We start from the raw sequence: 21,450 nt of genomic DNA, 5'->3' as shown, positions 1-21,450 counted from the left end.
AGTGTTCGTTGATCTCACGACCAAAATCACTGCACGTTATGACGACCGAATAAGCGACGCTTTCGCTTTGGTTCATCATTTTTAACAGTCGGTTGTAAACGTTCAATGTACTCAATCAGCTCCTGATTGGTGAGCGCCGTGACCACCTCACGCTTATTAAGTGTGCGCAATTTGGTATCTGCCTTTACCGGTAGGTCCTTATAACGAAACGGCGTATGTGCGCTCTCGGCATCAGGCAGATGAGTCGGATCAACCTCGTCCTTTATCGCAATATCATGACCGAGCGCCTGACAGACACGTAGACCACTACGTACGCCATCTTCATGAAAACCATTAAACCAATAGGCACCGCAAAAGTGTGTGTGCATGTCGTTACCAGAGATACTCGACCATCTGCTTTGCGCCTTAATCATCGCTTTATCAAATACAGGATGGCTATAATCGATGCGCTTGATGACGTGCTTATCATCAACATTTTCATGAGCGGTTTCTGGATTTAGCGTAACCAAATAATTGTGCTTTTTGGTCAGGCGTTGCAAAATATTCATGTGATAAGTCAACACTGGTTTTGCTGATGTTTGCGCTTTTTTAGTATGGTTTTCAGTAGCTGATTGTCCTGATTGTCGCGCAGTTTTATTTGTGAGACTCTCATCAATCAGATAATTCCAGCTGGCCCATGCCAACGGCTTGTTCGGTAGGACACTGACATCGGTATGCAGTACGGCGGTATTTTTGGTAAAGCGAAAATGACTGAGTACCTCATGTTCATCCTTACTGGCATCTGTTAAAATTTTGAGCGCGGTGTCTGCATGACAAGCAAAGATAACTTCGTCAAATACCAATTTTTCGTTTAAGCTTTCGATATTGTTGTCAGTAATGCTTTTATTTTTAACCGTCAATAATACTTGCTCACCATCACGAACCACAGACTGTACGGGACTGTTTACTCTCACCTTACCGCCCGCTTTGATGAAGCGTGGAATCAACTTATTGACGTACTGTTTTGAGCCACCTTTAATCGTAAACCACTGCGGACGATTAACCACATCGAGCAAGCCATGATTGTCAAAGAACTGTGCAAAAAACACCAGTGGGAAGTCTTGTACTTCATGCAAACTGGTTGACCAAATGGCAGAAACCATTGGCAGCAGATAGTTGTCTATAAACAGCTTGCCATAGCTTTTTTCTGTGAGATAGCTGCCCAGTGTTTGCTCAGTAAAAATGCTAACATCTTGCCCTTTAGCACGTGCCATTTCGTAGTCTTGGCGTAGCTGCTTGATATGTTTATTGAACTGTAAAATGTCTTTGATAAATTGCCAGAATTTTGGATTGAAGACATTCTTACGCTGCGATAATAAAGTATTGAGCGTGTGACCATTGTATTCAAAATGGCGCGCCGTATTCTTTACCGAAAAGCTCATGTCAGTCGATTGAAACGGCACTTGCAGCTCATGCAGTAGCCGAAAGAAATTGGGATAAGTACGCTCATTAAAGACGATAAAGCCAGTATCTATGGCACTGTTTTCCACATTGCTGCTCTTTGCTTTTTTGCCGTCTTGTAGCACCACATCGATGGTATTTACATGACCGCCAATATAATCATTAGCCTCAAACACTGTCACTTCATGTTGCGCCACCAGATAATGAGCGCAAGTCAATCCTGATACACCTGAGCCAATGATAGCAATACGTTTTTTAGCTTGAGCGTTAGTCGTCTGTTTTGAGAGGCTGCTGGCTTCATGAGAGACTGTCTCTAGGTTCTTACGTTTACGGTGGTTAAACAGCATTGATGCGTTCCTTTCCATATTTTTAGTAATTTGTTTTTTACAATTTTTCAATATAAGCTATTTTTTATTAATTTTTTCACTGACTTGCTGCCACACCAAATCTGGCAGCGTACCCAATACCTTTAACGGTAAAGTGAGCTTTTTGGGAAATTCGATCACATCGCGACCACTCGCGATACCATCACGAATAGCTTGGCTTGCCTGCGCTGTTGTTTGGATAAAGGGCATGGGAAAATCGTTTTGCTTAGTCATTGGCGTCTCGACAAAACCAGGCACGACCAAGCTTACCGACACATCATGCGGTGCAAGGCTAATTTGCAAAGTTTTCATTAGATAATGGATGGCAGCCTTTGAGCTGCCATAAGCTTCGGCACGAGCAAATGGCACATAAGCAGATGCTGAACCAATGCCAACCAGACGACCTTTTGAGGCGATTAGTTTTGGCAATATCCCTTCGATAGCATGTGACAACGTACCCATATTTACCGACATCACTTTCATAAACGAGGCGCTATCGAAGTTTGGCATGTCCAAATATTCGCACATGCCAGCGCCACAAATCGCCAAATCAACCTCTTCAATTTTTTCAAAAGCATCGATAACTTTATCCCGATCCATGAGATCTAAGTCAACCGTTTCTGCGCCTAATGACTCAAGCGCAGCCAATGCCCTATCGTCTCGACCAACGGCATAGACATGATGACCGTCTAGTAGATAGTCTTTTGCCAATTGATTGCCAATACCAGACGTCGCGCCAGTAATAAGTATATGTAATTTCTTAGTAGAGTCAGTCATCGTAAACGTCCTTTTATTTGTGCTGATAGTACACAACTTCCCATGCATTCAGGTATCAAATACTTGCTTATCATCTTTAGTCAGCTGATGGCATTAACCTTTTCTTATTAAGGTATCATCCATTTTATTTATTAAATCTAAACAATCATAGCGCAAGGCTATCGATTTATTGTTGTGGTTTCGCAATCAATGCGTCTCTCAATTGACTGAACCTGTCTACTCTCACGCACTAGAAAAATTGCTCTTAGGTCTGTCGTTTTATGTTACTAGCCTTATAAGACAGCGTAATTACGGCATGCTACAATACTAAAAATCAAAAATATATTTGAATTAAAGGGCTGATTAGTCAACGTATTTATCATGAAAATATCCAACCTGTTAAAAGCGCTTGTCTTTATTAACGGTTATTTGTTTTCAAAAATCAACTTCCGTTGCGGCAGTTTTTGAAACTGCCTGATATCGTGTCCTAATAACATCTCAAACGTTATACGATTAATGATAGTGCTTCACCAATCCCACTCCACTATAAAAAGGATCTCTCATGAGCGAATTGCAACTCTCTGACCGCGTCAACAACATCAAACCATCGCCTACGCTAGCGATTACCAATAAAGCCAAAGAGCTAAAAGCAGCTGGTAAAGACATTATCGGTCTGGGTGCGGGTGAACCTGATTTTGATACGCCAGAGCACATCAAAAAAGCAGCAATCGATGCCATTAATGACGGTTTTACCAAATACACCGCTGTCGATGGTACGCCAGAGCTAAAAACCGCCATCATTGAGAAGTTCAAACGTGATAACAACATCAGCTATGAGCCCGATGAAATCCTAGTATCGGTCGGTGGTAAACAATCATTTTTTAACCTTGCGCAAGCCTTTATCAATCCAGGTGATGAAGTCATCATTCCAGCACCTTACTGGGTCAGCTATCCCGACATGGTCATCATTGCAGAAGGTGTGCCAGTCATCGTCAAATGCCCTGCTGAGCAAGATTTCAAAATCACCGCTGCGCAATTAGAAGACGCCATCACTGACAAAACTAAAATGCTGGTACTAAACAGCCCCTCTAACCCAACCGGTATGATTTACACGTTGGATGAGCTAAAAGCCATCGCTGAAGTGCTGAAAAAGCACCCACAAGTTTATGTTGTGTCAGATGACATGTATGAGCACATCCGCTGGACGGGCGATAAGTTCTACAATATTTTGAATGCAGCACCTGAGCTAAAAGAGCGGGCGATTATTTTAAATGGCGTGTCGAAAGCATATGCGATGACTGGCTGGCGTATTGGTTACGCTGGTGGCCCTGCCAAGCTGATTGGGGCAATGAAAAAAGTACAATCACAGTCAACCTCATGCCCAACATCGATCAGCCAAGTTGCTGCCGAAGCCGCTATCAGTGGCGATCAAATCGTGCTCACGCCGATGGTAGAAGCCTTTGAGAAGCGTTGTGATCTAGTCGTTGATGGTTTGAACGCGATTAAAGGTATTACCTGCCTGCGTCCTGATGGCGCTTTCTACGTATATCCTGACATCAAACCACTCATCAAAGCTGCTGGTCTGTCATCATGTACTGAATTTTCAGCATGGTTGTTAGAGAAGGTTGGCGTAGCAGTGGTGCCTGGTGACGCCTTTGGTCTTGGTGGCTATATGCGCATCTCTTACGCGACTGATGAAGCAACGCTAAAAGACGCCTTATCACGTATCGAAAAAGCGGTAGCTGATTTAGACGTTGCTGAATAAAGACTAAACAGCCACTGTCTTAAAATTACTATGCTTAAGTATGTGCTTATAAATATGCTTATAAACGAAGACGCCACCTATCCTTTATGTGGCGGCTTTTTATTCATCTCACAATTGGGAGTTTTTTTGGCAAAAAACCTCGAAAAAAGCCTTATCCCCTTATTAAAATAATTATCTTTGATAATTATGCAAAAAAGGCTTGACGTATTTTTTATTTTTGCTAGAATACGCCCCACTTAGCAAGAACTCGTTAGAGACTTCTAAGGCTCGTTGTAAGGTTTTAAATACTTGCAGCTTATTCTCCAATAGCTCAGTTGGTAGAGCAACGGACTGTTAATCCGTGTGTCCCTGGTTCGAGCCCAGGTTGGAGAGCCACATTTTAGTTGTAAATTTCTTGAATTATCTTTAATTCAATTATGGCATTTGCCAAAACCCTCATCTCTTTGATGAGGGTTTTTTTATGGCTGTTCTTTTCATTGGCATGAAGAAACTTATATAAAACTCAGTAGAAAAATAAGTAGCCAACGATATAACAATCGGGGCTGTCCTAACGGTTTCTATTTCAGCACAACGTATGCAGCTGAAATAAAAACTGTTAAAAAAGTTAGCATTTAAAGTAAGGAAAATAATTAAGGTAGGAAAATTGAGATATGAGCTTGCTCTTTGTTTTCTTGAATCACATTGTCGTATGCTGACAGCTGCTCATTCGAGAAACTATTGGTAAACTGCCACATGGTAGCAAATATCGCGGTCAACAACACTGCCATGACCGTGAGTATGACCCATAGTGGCGTTTCGCTCGTGAGCGTGTGTTTGATTTGGTCGGGTATCGCCCAAAAAGGCGAAAACTCGTTCTTATTACCCCGTAGATGCTCAATTTCATCCCCTAAGCGTGAGATAAGATAACGAATTTTCTCTGGCGCTTCTAAACGATACTTCCCTTGAAAGCCAAGTAGCATCGCATAGTGATAGACCTCCAGAGCAGGTAGACGCCTCTCTCCTTGCTCGCGTAGCCCATCTAAACGCTCAAAGAACTCATTACCAGCAATTTGTGAGCCAAATAAATCCAACTGCAAAGGATTTAGCTCCCAAGCATCTTTGAGAGTTTGAAATTCTGGCTCTTGCGATGTCATGATGGTCTCATCAATCAACGCACAATACGCATACTTGGCTTCATGGATATCTTCTGACAGAAATCCTTTTTTGCGCGCATTCATCTCGAATTTGTCTAAAAAATCATATATTTTTTGACGAAACTGTCGCGGCTCTGTACTGAAATAATGATTGCGCAATAAAAACACCAAGTAAAAGCCGTCATACATGATGTCTACCAGCGACTGACTACTGATACGCTTATCCAGACCAGTTGCTGAGACCTTTGAAGCCACCTCACCTGAATCTAACAGCGAAGGTGCAGAACCCATTGAATTATTCCCTGACATGATTATTCCTAATGCTTATTATTTCAAATACTATTGAGGGCGTGTCCTCAAAATGAGGGCGCGCCATATAGTGCATACTCATCTTGCAACCTCAGCACCTCTAGAGACAAAAAGAACTACTGTACGATAGCCATCAGCTCTATTTTTAAATCATCAAAGCCATTGGGCACATAAATACAGATAGATTCAGATTTGAGCATTTCGTCATATAGCTCGCCTACCGGTTCGATGGTGAAATAGCTAAAGCCTGGTCTCACTGGTATCGCACTGGGTACTTGGCTGACATGTGAAATAGAAGAGCCTGGCAGCGCTGACAACACACGTTTCTCTACTGAGTCAGGCGTCGCAATTTTAAATCGGCGTGGTACGATGTCGATGAGCTCGTGCATCGGCAATGATGAGCTAACAGACAGATATAGCTGTGAGCCACGCGTGATCTTGTCACTACTTAGCTCGCCTGTATAATAAGATGGCTTATTCTGACGTAATGGAATCGAAATAAAGTTACTGGCAATGACGGTATTGAGTAGCTCACGAATGATTAAAATGATACTGACAAATGAGTCATTAGCATTATCGTGATGATAAGAAGGTAAGTCGCCCACCTTATATAATGAGCTAAAAGTAGCCAATTGGCTGGCGACATTTAATAATGCTTCATAAAGGCGTTCTGGATGTAGTTTGGCATTATTATATAAATGACTGAGCTGAGAGTATGCGGTATTTAGCGTATGCAATAGCCAAAAAGAGGCAATATCTGAGGAGCGAAACTCCAGTAAGTCATTGTTAGATTGACGATGATGGTCATACAGTGACGTGGACTTGGTATTAATCATCGTCATCAAACGATATACGTGACCAATAAGCGCAGGGTTACTCGTAATATGCACACCTGGGACGATATAATCATCATCGACTTGATAGATGCCTTGAGTGGTACGCACGAGCTTGGCTACCAATAAGGACACGGTATCTTGGCTAGGCGCTTGCGCAGAATAACTTAACTGCAAATTTGGCGACAGTTTAATCACGTCAATGACTGCTTCAGCCGCTTGGCTATATAGATCTTGTGCCTCAATAGCACCCCTTACATAGCGTGTTGGATTGTCACTACGATCCGTCTGTATATTGCTGCCGCCACTATGGACAATCTCTAAACTCAAAAATACGAAAACTTCATCGCCATTGTCTTGGGTATCTAAGGTAATGGCTTTCGGTAAAGTGTCGGTACGAGGTGCATGATATATCGTACCATCGGGCAATACCGCATAAATACTTTGAAAGCTTAGTAAATTGCTTTCCAAAAGTTGCTTATCAATCTGAACATCAGATACTCCATAAGCATAAGGATGCACCAGCATCATACTCAAAGCGCGTTGCGAGTCATGATAAGTGTCTTGAATCTGAAAATGTTGGGGTCGCAAAAACAACCCTTCTCCCCATAATACCCTGTGTTTACTCAAGACAATCTCCTAAGAACAGCTGACTAGTGGCTGCTGATAATATTTAAGTTTGGTAGTAAATGTAGGTGCCAGTGCTGGGTCAACACCCTCAGTAATGCTGACATCGCATCCACCAATATTGATCGCCAGTGGCGTATCAAAATTGAGACTGGCAAGTGGGATAAGAAACTGTGAGCGCTTTTTGGTATATCTCAGCCCCACTTTAATAGCGATAAAGCGCGCGTCTTGTGGAATGTTCACGGTCAGACTGCTCTCACGATTTGGGATAATACTGATTTCTTTGGCAGCCAGCGCTTCAATATCCGTAAACTGGCTCTCTTCTTCCAAAAATGCGATATAGGCAGTACTTGCTGTGCCTACTTTGGTACGCCCTGCATTGGCATTAGTGGTGGGTTTGATATTTAGGGTAATCTGCTGACGCTTCAATTTTTCTTGTAATGCTTGCTGCTCAGCATTCATGGTCGCTAGCTGCTGTTGCTGCAGCTCTAGCTGTGCTTTTAAACTTTGCAAATCAGCACTATTTTTGCCATTATCAACGATATGGCTCATGGCATCTATAGTAGGAGGCTCGCCTGCCAATGCCGATACCTTGTCATTTGACTTGCTCAACTTATCAGTGCTGCATCCGGCGATCGTACCACTTAGCAAGCAAGTAGCAGCGATTAATGATACTGGCAATGTCATACATTTATTCATACTTTCAGTTTACCTTAGCTTGTTATTATCATTATTGACTGGTCAAAATCTCAGCCATTTCTGGGCGACCGAGCACGCCTTTTTTGCGCAGCTCAACATGCCCAAGATCCATCATACGCCAATCACCACCCCACACAAGTCCGGCAGATTTGGCTACTTTACCATATAATTTATAGCCTCGCATTGCCCAAGGATCCTTTTCGCTTATGACAATTTTACCATTTCTGATAAAGGCGCTATCGCCCGCTAAACCAAACTGATGATAGCTCTTGTATGATCCTGCCTTCGTTACATGAGTCCCTTTTTTCAATAGTCTTGCTTGCCTTGCAGGGCTACGATAGCCTTCTAACAGCACCATGTCATAGCCATATTGGTCACTCATTACTTTATACACTGTCAACAGCCGTTGAACAAAATCTGAGTTCATTTTTTGCCAATTACGGTCAGCATTTTTGATATTGATATGACCATTGTTTAGATGTGTAGCCAACATATCACCTGAATAGCCAGTGCTATGATCTTGCGTGTTTAAGTCAGACAAGTCAGGCTCAGGGAGCATTAGCGGCCTATCAATCTGAGGTATATTTGTCTGATTATCTGGCCAATACCCTTCCTCTGTCTTGTCAGCTCGATAGCTTGCAACCTCGGCTTCTAGTTCAGCAAACAGCTCCTCTGGCGGAGGCGACGGCGGACGCAGACGCTCTCCTATGAGTAGTTGACTGATTTGCAAATTTGTCGTGCTAGCCACGGTATCGTTGGCATGATAAACCTCCAGAGAATGATTGGTAATCAGGGCATAACACAATCCAACCGTTGCCATGACAATCAAAAAAGACAATGCCGATATCACTGGAATACGAGAAACATCTATATCCGAAATAAAACGAATAAACTGCTTGATACGATAATGAAATACCTTCTTTGGTGTCTTTATTGATGGACGCTTGAATTTTAGGCTAGGCAATCGATGAAAAAACACCATTACCTTATCTAATAGTCGCCCACATAGCTGCCGATCAAAAAGCATGACCATCATGAGGATAGAGAGCAATGTAAAGACCGATACAGTCAAGTAAATCATAGGCAAGCGTCAGCGACAGTTGAGACGATAAAAACAAAATAATAATAAACAGGCGTTGATAATTACGATTTCGTCAGTATTATATAGACAAATCATCTCCTTTTAAAATAAAGCTAACTTAATTACACTAATTTTTATTTATTCCTATCCATTAGCTTATCTACAGACAACTTAAAAATACTATTTCATTATAGAAATTTACTTAATAATGCTTAAGAGGCTTACTGGTTATAGATTTTATAGTTTAACAATATTTTCAAAGCCATTCTTATCATTACAACCGAATCATAAAAAAGACAAATAAAGTTAACTAGTATAGTAAAAATAAGCTTGTAGCTATCATAAAATTTGGATCGCAAAGCTTGTCTACATGGTAATAATCATAATAACAACCCAACAAATAGGGAGTTTAAATAAGTGGGCGCAAAAAAAATACTGTCATACGGCCGATCTGTTTTAGTCATGCTTTTGGTGTTGTATCTCATTTTGGTCTGGATGTACTTTAAAGACAATGCGCGACAGCTGACCTCATCTGGCTTATTACTATGGTTTGTTACCATCCCTTTATTGTTTCTTGGCTCTATCATGGCGCTCTTATGGTGGCAAAAAAAACTGGATAAACAAACAACCGATTCACCAGAGATACTTGATGGAACAACAGATAAAACAGACACTATTAAGCCGCCCAATACTTATCAGTTATTTATCTATAGCCGTGTCTGCCTACCAGAAGGAGACTGTTGGTCTGAAGTGGTGGACAATGATGCAGACCTAACCGTATTGAGCGAGGATTTGACAGATATTGATGGTATGCCAATGTTGGTCAAACCGATTGCAAGACTCCCTGATGCAGCCGCCCTACCATATCCTAGTCTGTCTGATGCCTATTCAGCAGATTCAGAGTTTGATGACAGCTATTCAGACCATTATTTAGATTCGAACAGTGATTTAGACAGTAGTTTAGACAGTCATCTCGATGATGAGAGATTTACTGAACGTAAAGCTGCGTTAAATGATACTACCTTGCGTTTACAGGCATTAATTTATGAGCAGCTAGTCTTGAGCGAGGAGATGCTGTCTAGCCTTGCCGAATACTTTTACCAACATCACCAACAAGATACGACTCAGTCCAACGCAGCCATTCATATTCATCCCGAATGGCAGCAACATTATTTGGTGAGTGCCAACGAAGTAAGTAGTGAAAATAACAGCCGTAAAGAGAACAGTGATGACAAAATGACAGCAGCCTCTGCTGGTCATTTAGCCAATCTTCCTATCTATTTATGCTTACCTGCCAGCGCCGATTCAGCATTTTTGATCGCGACCATAAAAGAACAGTTAGCAACTTACGGTATTCCTGATACACGGATTGCTATTACGACCATCATAACTGACAGCACTGACGTCGCAAACACCGTAGCAGATAATAGCGCTAACAATACCCTAATTGCCACACCTACAGAATTCATCAATAGACATCTGCTGCCTTTATCTAAATCAACTGCGCCGGATCTTTGCTTAATTCTCATTGCAGATTCACAGATAAGTGAAGAATGGTTAGACACTCATTTGTATTCTGAGAAAATGACCAATGTCATTCCAACTGAGGCGGGTGCGCTGTTGCTATTCTCGAATCAAGCGGCTCAAGAGCTACTCAATATTGACGCCAGTACCAGTATTTTATTAACGGAGATAGGTACAGCTCATCGCACTGAGCTTTTGAGTGATAATCGTCGCTATTTGAATCATTTAACGACTATCAAAAACCTATTAATAGACAATATGCTTTCACTGTCACCGACCGATACGACCACGCTAAAAACCCCTGATAAACAGACAGTAAAGCCCGCAAAAAAATCGTCTGACATCAACAGCAAAGAAAAATACAAGACTAATGTTGCTATAACAGACATGGCCATTATCGCTATGTCTGACATTAATCCATTAAAGCAGCCCTATGACTTATCGACGTATATGAGCTTTCTTGAAGCATTTATAGCACAAGGCGCTCTAGTAAACGAACATCATTTAGGGCATTATATGCCATTGAATAATTGGTTGAAGCCATTCATCAGCCTATCACTCTTCATTGACTTAGCCAAAGAAGACCAACAAGAGTCAGACAGATCGTTTTTAATTACTCAACATAAGCACTGCAATATGCTTTGGTTGCTAGACTCTTCTCAAACATCTGAGTCGTAGTTTTAATGGTGTTTTGTCGTGGTAAATACTCGTTTTATTATCTTAAGTTCACACTAGGTAGCACGCATGTTTTCAAGGTTTTTTCATCTTATCTATAACCCAAGAGTATTATTGGCGCTGGGGCTCATTGTCGCTCTAGTCTTACTTTATGATTATGTGACTATTAAAACCTTTGTCATAATCATTGGCGTCCTAATCGCATGTACGGTGCTGGGGGCGCTTGGCTATTACCTGTGGAAAAAACGTAAGCTTGCCTCAGATGAGCTGGCAAACTTAGTGGAAGATAATGGCAACGAGAGCCAAGGTGACGATAGCCTTCATGTGGCCAAAGATGAAAACGCTCAAGAAGTGCAAGCGCTACGTCAGCAAATGCAAGATGCCATTAAAACCATTCGCAAATCAAAGATAGGCGATCAAACAGGCAAAGCGGCGTTATATGAGCTGCCGTGGTATATGGTCATTGGTAATCCCGCGGCAGGCAAAAGCTCTGCAGTGCTACACTCTGGCTTAAAATTCCCCTTTATGGAACAAGGTAACAAGCTATCCGTTAAAGGCGTCGGCGGTACACGTAACTGCGATTGGTTTTTTTCGACTGAAGGTATTTTGCTCGACACCGCAGGACGTTACTCTGTTTATGAAGAAGATCGCTCAGAATGGCTGTCATTTCTAAGCCTACTCAAAAAGAATCGACCTAAAGCACCGATCAACGGCATCATCATCGCGGTCAGTATCGCCGAACTCACCAAAAATGACCCAAACTATGCGTTGGATTTGGCCAAGAATCTGCGCAGCCGTGTGCAAGACTTAACTGAACAATTAGAAGTCTATGCGCCTGTCTATGTGGTCTTTACTAAAATGGATTTGATTTCAGGCTTCCGTGACTTCTTTAATGACTATGAGCAAGAAGAGCGCAGCCAAGTATGGGGTGCGACCATCCCTTATCCTGAAGACCCAGAAAACATCAATATCACTGACATATTCGAAGAGCATTTTGGCGTATTGGTCAATGGTCTAAAAGATTTGAGCACCACTAAGCTATCCTTACGTCATCAGCGCACGGTATCTCCCAGTCTAATGACTTTCCCAATGGAGTTTCAGTCATTACGTCCCATGATACGGACGCTGATGCATGCTCTGTTTGAGGACAACCCTTTCCAATTTAAGCCCATATTGCGTGGCTTTTACTTTACAAGCGCCTTGCAGGACGGGCAAGTTAGCAGCCAAATGACGTTGCAAATGGTACAAAATTACGATTTGCGCCCACCTGCGATACCGCTCAATGCGCAGCAAGAAGCCGCAGACAAGCCTTATTTTTTACAAGATCTATTTTCTAAAGTCATTCTAAAAGACAAGCATTTGGTCAAGCAGCATAAAAATCGACACAAGCGCAGTCATCGTGCGCTTGCGACGCTAGCTGCTGTCGTGACTTTGTGTGCGGCTGTCGGTCTGTGGACATGGTCTTATGCCAATAATAAACAGCTCACTGAGCGTGTCGTGGCTGACTTACAGCAAGTCGCAGCGCTACAAAAAAATTCTAACGGTGATCTACAATCCCAGCTTGAGTCGCTCAATATTCTACAAAGTCGAATCGAGCAGCTTGAAGGCTATGAAGACGACAAGCCGCTGTCTTTGAGTTTTGGCCTCTATCAAGGCGATAAGCTTAAGCAAAAATTGCTAGCAGAATATTACAACGGCATCAGCATCATCGTCTTAGCGCCAACCAAACAAAATATCGAAACGTTTTTGACCGAAGTAAATACCAATGCCAATCAATTAGAAGTCCGTACAGAAGACTCAAGCACTGATGACACCTCTGATGCTGCCGTTAATGATGCTTATATCCAGTCGGACCCCACAGACGTTGAAGATGCTTATAACGCGCTCAAGGCTTATCTCATGCTTGGCAATCATGACAATTTAGAGGCCAGTCATTTGAGTGATCAGATGACCCGTTTTTGGCGCAACTGGCTCGAAGCCAATCGCGCTGACATGCCGCGTGACAAGATGATTCGCCAAGCTGAGCGTATCTTGAGTTTTACCTTGGCTCATGTCGACGACCCAGCCTTTCCATTGATCCAAAATGACTTAGGGCTGATAGACAAAACCCGCAGCAATTTATCCAAAGTTAGCAAAGGTCAACCTGCTCGTGAGCGTGTTTACTCTGAGATTAAAATGCGCGCATCTGCCCGCTTCCCATCGGTCACGGTTGCGCAGATTACGCAAAACAATGCTAATGAAGCACTGCTTGGTAGCTATGTAATTTCAGGCACTTTTACTAAAGAGGCATGGGAGGCTTTCGTCAGTGATGAGATTGATAAAGCGGCCACTACGAGAGTGGTCGCCGATGATTGGGTGTTGGCCACCAGCAGCCAAGATGACCTTACCTTGACGGGCAGTCCTGAACAGATACGACAATATCTGGTCAATCGCTATAAGCAAGAATATATCAGTGAATGGAAACGTTTTTTAACTCAAGTATATGTTCGGGATAGCACAGGCTTCGATGATCATGCGGTCTTATTAAATCAGCTGTCCAATGCCGCAGAGTCACCGTTAAAAACCCTGTTTGAGACAGTAGATCGCCAAACTCAATGGGACAATAAAGCGGCTAATCAAGCAGCTGGCAATGGTGGCGAATCTCGTCGCTCATTCGTCAACTGGTTTAAGCAAACTATCCTGCGTCAAAGCCCTGCTGAGCTACGACAAGCAGAAGCTGCGATGAATAATGGTGGTAGCTCTAGTAACGCCGCGCCTGTAGCACAAGCAAGCTCAGGTGTGATTGCTCAAGAATTCTCTTCTATACATGCGCTAGTAACGCCAAGAGAAGAAAATCAGGATCTGTCATTATTAGACAGCTATTTAGTCAGTTTAGGTGATATCAGAACCCGCTTTAACAATATCGCTCGTAGTGACGACATCGGCCCTGATGCCTTGTTGTTTGCCTCACAAACCCTCAGCCCCGAAGGCTCAGAGTTAACCAAATCTCTACAGATATTAGATGAGCAGATCCTAAGTCAAGCCAACTCTGAAATAAAACAACTGGTTCGTCCGTTGTTGAGTGAGCCACTGACTCGTTCATTTAATATGCTGCTGACGCCCACCAAGGCAGAGATTAATAAAGTTTGGAAAGCGCAAGTCTATAAGCCTTTCCTCGATAACCTAGGCAGTAAGTACCCCTTTACGGCGAATGCAAACTTAGAAGCGACGCCTGCAGAGATCGGTCAATTCTTCGGCGAAGATGGCTATGTGGCGCGATTCGTCAACGAAACGTTATCGCCCTTTATCATTCGCCGCGGCGATCAAATCTCCAGTAAAATCTGGAATGGTGCAGGTTTGGGTCTCAACCCGCAGTTTGTCGCTGATTTTGGCCGTTACTTTACCAATTATACGGGTAGTAATAGTCCAGGCGCTGCTGGTGCGAATAATACTGGTGGCGCTGCCAATCAAACCACTTTTCAAATCATGCCATTACCCGTCAGCGGTTTGACTGAATATACCATTGTGGTCGATGGTCAGCAGTTGCGTTATCGCATGGGGACCCAAGCGTGGACAACGTTTGTATGGCCGAACCCAAGTAGCCAACCTGGTGCCAGTATTCGAGCCAAAGACTATGATGGCAGAGACTTTACTGTCTTTGAAGAAGCAGGTAGCTTTGGGGTAGAAAAGCTGATTAACAGTGCACGCCGTACTGAACTGGGCAATGATGTCTTTGAGATGGCATGGTCTGGTGACGGTATCACTATCTCTGTACGCTTTAGAATCATCAGCGGCAGTGGCAGTAGTACCACTACCGGTCAAGGTCGCTCTACCAATCCCTTTACTGGCATGAAACTACCAGAGGAGATTATTGCCCTTGGTGTCACACGTACAGCAAGGCCAATTTCTGATAATAATACTGTTGATGGCGATACTCCTAATGCGGGTTCTGGCACCAATCAGCCAGTACCGACTGGCGAGCAAAATACAAGCAATGTCACGCCGCCAGCCCGCACATCTACTGTAACCCCTAATACTAATAGTGAAAACAGTCCACCAGTGCAACCGCCTACTGATAGCACGACGGCTACTGATGATCGTTCAGCCGTGACTGAACAGCAGGAGCAAACGCCATGACTCCAGACTCCTTGCCTTTAGTATATTTTGGAAAATTGCCTGCTCGCGGGGACTTTGTCCGGGCGCGCGCTCATATCTCTGAGACCAATGCCATTGATGAGTGGGTCAGCGAAGCGTTAGCCGTGTCGGAAAGTGTATTTAGCGGAATTCCGATAGACAATGTCAGTAATCATAACTTTGCCTTTTTAAATTTCAGTCATATCGATACTAGAGCTAATGAGATTATCACCGGTGTTTTGATCCCTAGTCACGATAGTAGCTATAGAAATTACCCATTGATAGGTTTTGGCGTGCTTCATCTCGATAAACCGAAAAACTGGATGAACTATCTGCCCGTCAAGTCATCAGCGCTTTGGAATGACACTTATGAAGTTTTAAGCATGGCCAAATCCAAAACTGACAATACCGATCTTATGGAGCATCTCAACCATAGCCAACTCAGCATCGATAATAATGCCAGTACTTACTACTATGATTTTATCAATACCACTACGTTGCATGATATAGCGATCTTAATGAACATTGATAAAGCGCAGCTGATACAGCAAATCATTGCCACTGGCCTGTTATTTTTACCTACTTTTACTAAGGGTTTCCATGGCTTAAATAAAGCCATCTGCTGGTCACTTACCTCTGATAGAGAAAACTCGATACACATGGCCACTTTTTGGCACGATCTCATCAATGGTTTTTATCAGCCACACCAGCTCTACTTGAATACCTACTTATATCGTGTCGCTAATTGCTATCGCCTGCTCATGAGTTTTACTAAACCAGATGGACGTATACTCAAGCAAATATCAGAAAGTGAAAAAACTTATCCTGAAGGTTGGGTGGTCATCGCTCATAGCGACTGGACTCAAGGCTATATCGATGAAGACATTGGGTTGACACGGTTTAATAAAGTATTGTTACAAGACAATTTATATCTGTATGATACTAGGCAATTGTTTAAAAAAACTTTTTTAGCACAATAAATAATGGCTCACGATAACTGCTGATTTGTAACAGCTGATAGTAGCCACCATGCATCATACCCCTGCAATTAGTCACTGCTCAATAATAGACAGATTAAAAAGGTACTTGAATGAAAGTCCTCTCTAGAATGACAAAACCCAAGCGAACAAATCACACGAAAAACCTGCTATTAGCCGCCGCTATCACCCTGCCTATGAGCGCCGTTGTATTTGCAGAACATAACGACACTCATGTGACAAATAATTCACAAAATGTGCCAGTGGTCATCAAGGGTGTGGTCGCTACCAGCTCAGACAAACAGCAACTGCTCGACAAGCTAAAAGCACAGTATCCTGATAAACCTGTCAGAGATGAAATCGAAGTACGTTCGAACATCAGTATACCAACCAACTGGCAACAGATAGCCACGACTATCATTGATAGCGATATCTCTAACATTCGTCAAGGGCGTATCGACATTCATGGGACGACCATTAGCTTACATGGCAAGGTAAGCAGCCTTGAACAAAAGCAAGCCATTCAAAACCGTATTCACTCGCGCCTAACTGATCTCTATCAATTAGAAAATCAGCTGGTTGTGGTAGAAGGTGAACAACGCCTCATAGACGAGACTTTGGGCAACCGTATCGTCGAGTTCGAGTCTGGTAGCACCAATCTAACGCCGATGGGCCTTGGTATCTTAGACGATATGGCAGGGGTGTTACAGCGAGTAGGTGATAAGCCTGTTCTTATTACAGGTCATACCGATAATGTCGGCAATTCTACCGCCAATCTTGCCCTATCAAATAAGCGTGCAGAAGCCGTCAAACAATACTTGATCGGTCGAAATATAAATGCGACTCGTCTCAGTACTACTGGCAAAGGGGACTCAGATCCTATCGCTAGTAACGACAACGAAGAAGGTCGCACTCGCAATCGCCGTATCGAATTTACCCTTAATGAATAACATCGTTATGTAGAACGTATGACGATAACGGCAACTAAACAATGACGGTTAAGTGCTGATAGCTGGTTTGATAATGCTGAAAAACATACTGTCATTGCTACTAGAGATATCGATGCTACAAAAAATGCCAATGCCAAAAGAGAGCCACTGCTAAAAAAATAGGGACATAACTATGCTACGCTTGACCAATACCGTGCTGCCTATGCATCCTGATCGGCTCTATGCCAGTGAAGGCAGCACTCAAGCGCCCTATCCGAGCGCTCGCCAAGACATCAATGCTCATCGTGCGTGGCAAGATAAGCTCATGCATAGCGCTGATGAAGCCGATATCATTGCTCAACTAAACCCCAATGGTAATTGCCAACATCAGCAGCATGGTATCGACACCTATGTGCTGCACGTCTATATCCATGAGCGCCATCATCCCCCATTCACACCGTTAACGGCTTTAATCGGTAGCCCATTAACCTTGAGCTTCGATACTCCGAGCGGATTGACCTATCGTCATCTATATATAACGACTGTGCATCAGCTAGATCATGATGGCAGCTACGGCTATTATCGCCTGCTCGCCCAGCCCATCACTTATCGTCTGCATCAGCATATACGCGGTCATATTGATACTCATTTGACCGTACAAGCGATGGTAGCAGAGCGCACGGCTACGCTGGATATAGAAATCATCGATGACAGTAACCATGGTGAACATGCTAACTGGTCACCAGCACGCATGACCCAGTGGCAAATCAGTGACTGGACACATATTTGCGAGCGGCTTGCGCGTCAAGGACTCACAGCCTATCTGCGCCATGAGCAAACGAATGAGCACAGTCCACCAAAGCTCATTATTACTACCGCAGATCCAAGTGATAGCGATGGCATCAGCTTGAATATTGGCGCGCTGCGTTACCAGCAAGTTTTACATGACCGTGTCCATGCACCAGTATTGGCATTGAGTGAGCAGGTCATCACCCAGCCAAATTCAGTAACGATGCAGCGTTTTAATAGCAGCAGTGTTGCACACCCAACGCAGTCCGCTGACGTTGCGATGAGCCGTAACCCTGATGACGTAAGCCATTCGAATGACCACACTCTCACATTAGACACGCCAGCCACTTTTGCGCCAGTAACAGATACTGAAACCATAGACGAAGCAACCATCGTGGCAAACAGTCATCAAAATCGATATAGCATCTATCATGCTCTAGCCCATGCTACGGATTTGAATGTTGCTGATACTTTTATGCTTGTCGATCACAGTGCGCTCAATCAGCACTACCGTGCTACCCATATCGTGCATCTGGCTCGCAATAGTCTAGCGCATGTCACAGGGCTGACCCAAAGCTCACACCACCAACAGCGTCATGCGTCGACATTAGCATCTGGCATTCATTTAACTCAGCTGCGCCTCATTACCGCTGATACCCTATGGGTCGGTCATCTATACAGTAGACAGACTCTACCGCCGATGACAGGTATCACCGAAGCGCAAAGCGATATCGATAGCCGCAATCATATGACGCTCACGCGCAGCTTGTTACTGGATAGTCCATCTCAGCCTATCAACCGATTGGAGGCACAAGCTGGCGCTAACTACGGCACCCACTTCACCCATAGAGCGGACGACCAAACCCTGATGCAGTCTATCGGTGATAGCGAACATCTGATTAATACTGGTAGTTTATTGTCATCGACTCGACCTAGCCTATTTGCCACGGATAACGAACAAGCCGTCGAAAGCGGTTATCGCAACACGGACAATGGTTTATCAGAATGGATTACTGATCATCGTACAGAACAAGCTTACTCGCAGCTAAAAGTAGACAGTGGTGGGATATCCGCCAGTCTAAAAATGGGGGTTATCAATCCGTCAGACACCGCCAAACGTCAAGGCATCAATGCGGCCACCAATGCTCAAATCAATATTAAGTCAGGTGAAGCCCTCGTCCTCTCCACTCAACCGCAAACCTACGCACAATCTGGACAGCATAACTACCAGCAGCACACCCCGACTCTGACCCAAACTGGTCTTGGTGGTCAGCATCTAGCTGAGCGTTTAACGCAACTGGCAACAGGGCTGGGCAGAAACGTTAAAGGCCATAACGCGATTAAGATGCAACTTGAGAACATCGCTGAGGAACAGCAAACCAAAACCCATCAAACGATGCCCTACACGCTAGTCGATAGCGCAGCAGATAATGCTTACGTCAGTGACGATACGCTCATTCACAGAAGCATGGGTGAGATGATCACTACCACTCAGCAAGACATGATGATAAGTAGTGGTAATAGTCATAATCAAGTCAGTAGCGAGTCACTCAATATAATAGCCGATGGTCAGTTTATTATGACTAATGCCAAAGAGAATATCACCCTCTCCGCCCATACGGGTAAGCTTGAAGCCACAGCCAAGCAAGATGTAAATATCGCCTCCTCTACCAAAGAGGTTGAGATAGTAGCGACGAATAAAATTACGCTAACGGCTGGTGGAGCTATTATAACCCTTGAAGGTGCTGATATTACGATTACGGCTAAGCAGTTTAAGGAGAAGGCTGGTAAGCATAGCAAGGCTGGAGGCGGTATGGATGGGCTGGGGCTTGGATTGTTGCCTAACACCATCCTTGATAAAAAGACGCTAATGGATGGAGTTTATAATTTGGCGTATCAGTTTTTGGATGATGATGATGAACCTTATGCTAATACTTCTTATGTTGCTGTTAATAAAAAAACGGGCGAAGAATTCAGAGGTATCACTAATGAAGATGGCTGGTCCGAACGTTTCCATTCCGATAGTGAGGATGAGATTGAGGTTCATCTAGAGCTTGATTGGCAAAATGATGAGAAGGAAAGTGAATAATGGGAAACAAATATAATAGTCTGAATCGTACATTACCTATGGTTGGTCATACTAGAACAGTTGATGTAACTTCATCTGGTACAAATAATACTTGTATATCTATAACAAAACCTAAAGCCATTATTTTATTCATTGGCGGAGCTGGTGACAAAAAGCCTTTTGCTGGGTCAGGTCCAAATAGAAATATAACTTATGTACATTCAGAATATATAGCAAAAAAAGACTCAATAATTAAAAAGAATCAAAAAAAACTAATTATCGATGACTTATCAATATGTTGGCTAGGATATTATGAGATCTTTGGAGATGAAAATATTCAAAAATCAGTTATTGACAAAATTCCTGACAAGAATACAGCCATCTATATTATAGGGCATAGTCTTGGAGGGTGGAATGGCGCACATTTAACGAATAGGTTACTTAAGAAAGGCTATAAATCGAAAATGCTCATCACTTTGGACCCTGTAGGTAAAGGTTTTTTGATAAATGTAGCTGATATATACTATAACGATCCAGTAGTAATAGCTGAGACTTGGATAAATATACGATGTAAGCCGAAAGAATATGGTTTCAGCGATTTTGTTGCTGATCTAGGAGAACAGTGGGAGCCTAATAAAGATCAACCTACCTATAATGTGATAACTAAAGCAAACCATCTAGATGCAGATTACATCATTACTACAAAAGTTCATGGGAATTTATCAGCATTAGATTTGTTGATTAACTCTTTACAAAAGGTATTACAATGTTAAAAAAACTAATACTATTGAGTATCATACTGATCCTTCAAGGATGCGTAAAAAATTATACGCATCCAGAAATTCAATTAGTAAATTTTAATCAAGACTCCTCATATTACTATATAACTTTTTTATCAGACACTAATTTCTCAACGCGTAAATCATCAAAAAATACAGGAAGTTATGTACATTGTATTAATGATAGTACTATGTATGACGATGAATATATTCCTGACTTCTCTACAAACCATTATTTAAATAGTAATATTCATAAAGACATAGAGCCTAATATTGATAAAACTTCAAATCGATACCTATATAACGTTAGATTTGAGCGCTCAAGTACGATAAATTATAACAAAGCGATATATTGCCGAGTTTTTACTGGAAGCTTCCCTGGAAAACTAAAGAAGTCACAAGTATTCGAAATTACCCAGAAAAATAATCAATAGCTTTATCTCCAACATCAGCCCCCTAATTATGCAAGTAGTTAATAGGCCACTTTAAACCTTTACAAAATCAACGACTGAAAGGCTGACAATCTGACTTATTGAGCTATGCTGAATAAACCGTACAACTAAACTTGGTAAACTAAGCGTATTAACC

13 protein-coding genes and 1 tRNA gene are annotated in these 21,450 nt (G+C 42.8%); 8 read left to right on the top strand and 6 right to left on the bottom strand.

Annotated elements, in window-relative coordinates; all coding sequences use genetic code 11:
- Positions 1-26 precede the first annotated feature (26 nt).
- Positions 27-1,787 (bottom strand): FAD-dependent oxidoreductase, encoded by a 1,761-nt coding sequence (locus I3257_RS01770; protein ID WP_238048628.1) that lies wholly within the window; start codon positions 1,785-1,787, stop codon positions 27-29.
- A 57-nt stretch (positions 1,788-1,844) separates the two neighbouring features.
- Entirely contained in the window at positions 1,845-2,582 is a 738-nt protein-coding gene (locus tag I3257_RS01765) for an SDR family NAD(P)-dependent oxidoreductase (protein ID WP_238048627.1), read from the bottom strand.
- 541 nt (positions 2,583-3,123) lie between these two features.
- Here I3257_RS01765 and I3257_RS01760 point away from each other — a divergent pair.
- Positions 3,124-4,326: a pyridoxal phosphate-dependent aminotransferase gene (locus tag I3257_RS01760; RefSeq protein WP_238048626.1), complete on the top strand. Its 1,203-nt coding sequence runs from the start codon at positions 3,124-3,126 to the stop codon at positions 4,324-4,326.
- Between the two features lie 299 nt (positions 4,327-4,625).
- A tRNA-Asn gene (locus I3257_RS01755) sits at positions 4,626-4,701 on the top strand.
- A gap of 254 nt (positions 4,702-4,955) precedes the next feature.
- On the opposite strand, the gene icmH is transcribed toward I3257_RS01755, so the two are convergent.
- The 4 genes from icmH to I3257_RS01735 form a co-directional block, all read right to left on the bottom strand.
- A complete protein-coding gene (icmH, locus tag I3257_RS01750) occupies positions 4,956-5,768 on the bottom strand; it encodes a type IVB secretion system protein IcmH/DotU (protein WP_060491495.1) in 813 nt (270 codons plus the stop codon).
- Between the two features lie 116 nt (positions 5,769-5,884).
- Positions 5,885-7,231 (bottom strand): type VI secretion system baseplate subunit TssK, encoded by a 1,347-nt coding sequence (gene tssK / locus I3257_RS01745; protein WP_238048625.1) that lies wholly within the window; start codon positions 7,229-7,231, stop codon positions 5,885-5,887.
- A gap of 9 nt (positions 7,232-7,240) precedes the next feature.
- Positions 7,241-7,927, bottom strand: a complete 687-nt coding sequence (locus tag I3257_RS01740; RefSeq protein WP_045451250.1) for a hypothetical protein — start codon at positions 7,925-7,927, stop codon at positions 7,241-7,243.
- A gap of 31 nt (positions 7,928-7,958) precedes the next feature.
- A complete protein-coding gene (locus I3257_RS01735; RefSeq protein ID WP_238048624.1) occupies positions 7,959-9,008 on the bottom strand; it encodes a M15 family metallopeptidase in 1,050 nt (349 codons plus the stop codon).
- Positions 9,009-9,425: 417 nt separating this feature from the next.
- Between I3257_RS01735 and I3257_RS01730 the strand changes: the two genes are divergently transcribed.
- The 6 genes from I3257_RS01730 to I3257_RS01705 all read left to right on the top strand — a co-directional run bounded on the left by I3257_RS01730 (position 9,426) and on the right by I3257_RS01705 (position 20,856).
- Positions 9,426-11,210 carry a hypothetical protein gene (locus I3257_RS01730; RefSeq protein ID WP_238048623.1) on the top strand — a complete coding sequence of 595 codons (1,785 nt, stop codon included), beginning with the start codon at positions 9,426-9,428 and terminating at the stop codon, positions 11,208-11,210.
- A 66-nt stretch (positions 11,211-11,276) separates the two neighbouring features.
- Positions 11,277-15,323 carry a type VI secretion system membrane subunit TssM gene (gene tssM / locus I3257_RS01725; protein WP_238048622.1) on the top strand — a complete coding sequence of 1,349 codons (4,047 nt, stop codon included), beginning with the start codon at positions 11,277-11,279 and terminating at the stop codon, positions 15,321-15,323.
- A complete protein-coding gene (tagF, locus tag I3257_RS01720) occupies positions 15,320-16,300 on the top strand; it encodes a type VI secretion system-associated protein TagF (protein ID WP_198330578.1) in 981 nt (326 codons plus the stop codon). Before tssM ends, tagF begins: the two co-directional genes overlap by 4 nt.
- 110 nt (positions 16,301-16,410) lie before the next feature.
- Entirely contained in the window at positions 16,411-17,247 is an 837-nt protein-coding gene (locus I3257_RS01715) for an OmpA family protein (protein WP_201581671.1), read from the top strand.
- A gap of 172 nt (positions 17,248-17,419) precedes the next feature.
- Entirely contained in the window at positions 17,420-20,104 is a 2,685-nt protein-coding gene (locus I3257_RS01710; RefSeq protein WP_238048621.1) for a DUF2345 domain-containing protein, read from the top strand.
- A complete protein-coding gene (locus tag I3257_RS01705) occupies positions 20,104-20,856 on the top strand; it encodes a hypothetical protein (RefSeq protein ID WP_238048620.1) in 753 nt (250 codons plus the stop codon). The genes I3257_RS01710 and I3257_RS01705 overlap by 1 nt, the downstream gene beginning before the upstream one ends.
- The last annotated feature ends 594 nt before the right edge of the window (positions 20,857-21,450 follow it).

The sequence above is a fragment of the Psychrobacter sp. Ps7 genome (assembly GCF_022129225.1).
GTDB classification, from domain to species: domain Bacteria; phylum Pseudomonadota; class Gammaproteobacteria; order Pseudomonadales; family Moraxellaceae; genus Psychrobacter; species Psychrobacter immobilis_A.
The sequence above is the reverse complement of the archived record's forward strand: the minus strand, read 5'-3'. Positions and strand labels throughout refer to the sequence as shown.

Excerpts from the sequence above, each read along its gene's own strand:
- I3257_RS01770 (WP_238048628.1), bottom strand. The coding sequence starts at position 1,787 with ATGCTGTTTAACCACCGTAAACGTAAGAACCTAGAGACAGTCTCTCAT.
- I3257_RS01765 (WP_238048627.1), bottom strand. The coding sequence starts at position 2,582 with ATGACTGACTCTACTAAGAAATTACATATACTTATTACTGGCGCGACG.
- I3257_RS01760 (WP_238048626.1), top strand. The coding sequence starts at position 3,124 with ATGAGCGAATTGCAACTCTCTGACCGCGTCAACAACATCAAACCATCG.
- icmH (WP_060491495.1), bottom strand. The coding sequence starts at position 5,768 with ATGTCAGGGAATAATTCAATGGGTTCTGCACCTTCGCTGTTAGATTCA.
- I3257_RS01740 (WP_045451250.1), bottom strand. The coding sequence starts at position 7,927 with ATGAATAAATGTATGACATTGCCAGTATCATTAATCGCTGCTACTTGC.
- I3257_RS01735 (WP_238048624.1), bottom strand. The coding sequence starts at position 9,008 with ATGATTTACTTGACTGTATCGGTCTTTACATTGCTCTCTATCCTCATG.
- tssM (WP_238048622.1), top strand. The coding sequence starts at position 11,277 with ATGTTTTCAAGGTTTTTTCATCTTATCTATAACCCAAGAGTATTATTG.
- tagF (WP_198330578.1), top strand. The coding sequence starts at position 15,320 with ATGACTCCAGACTCCTTGCCTTTAGTATATTTTGGAAAATTGCCTGCT.
- I3257_RS01715 (WP_201581671.1), top strand. The coding sequence starts at position 16,411 with ATGAAAGTCCTCTCTAGAATGACAAAACCCAAGCGAACAAATCACACG.
- I3257_RS01710 (WP_238048621.1), top strand. The coding sequence starts at position 17,420 with ATGCTACGCTTGACCAATACCGTGCTGCCTATGCATCCTGATCGGCTC.
- I3257_RS01705 (WP_238048620.1), top strand. The coding sequence starts at position 20,104 with ATGGGAAACAAATATAATAGTCTGAATCGTACATTACCTATGGTTGGT.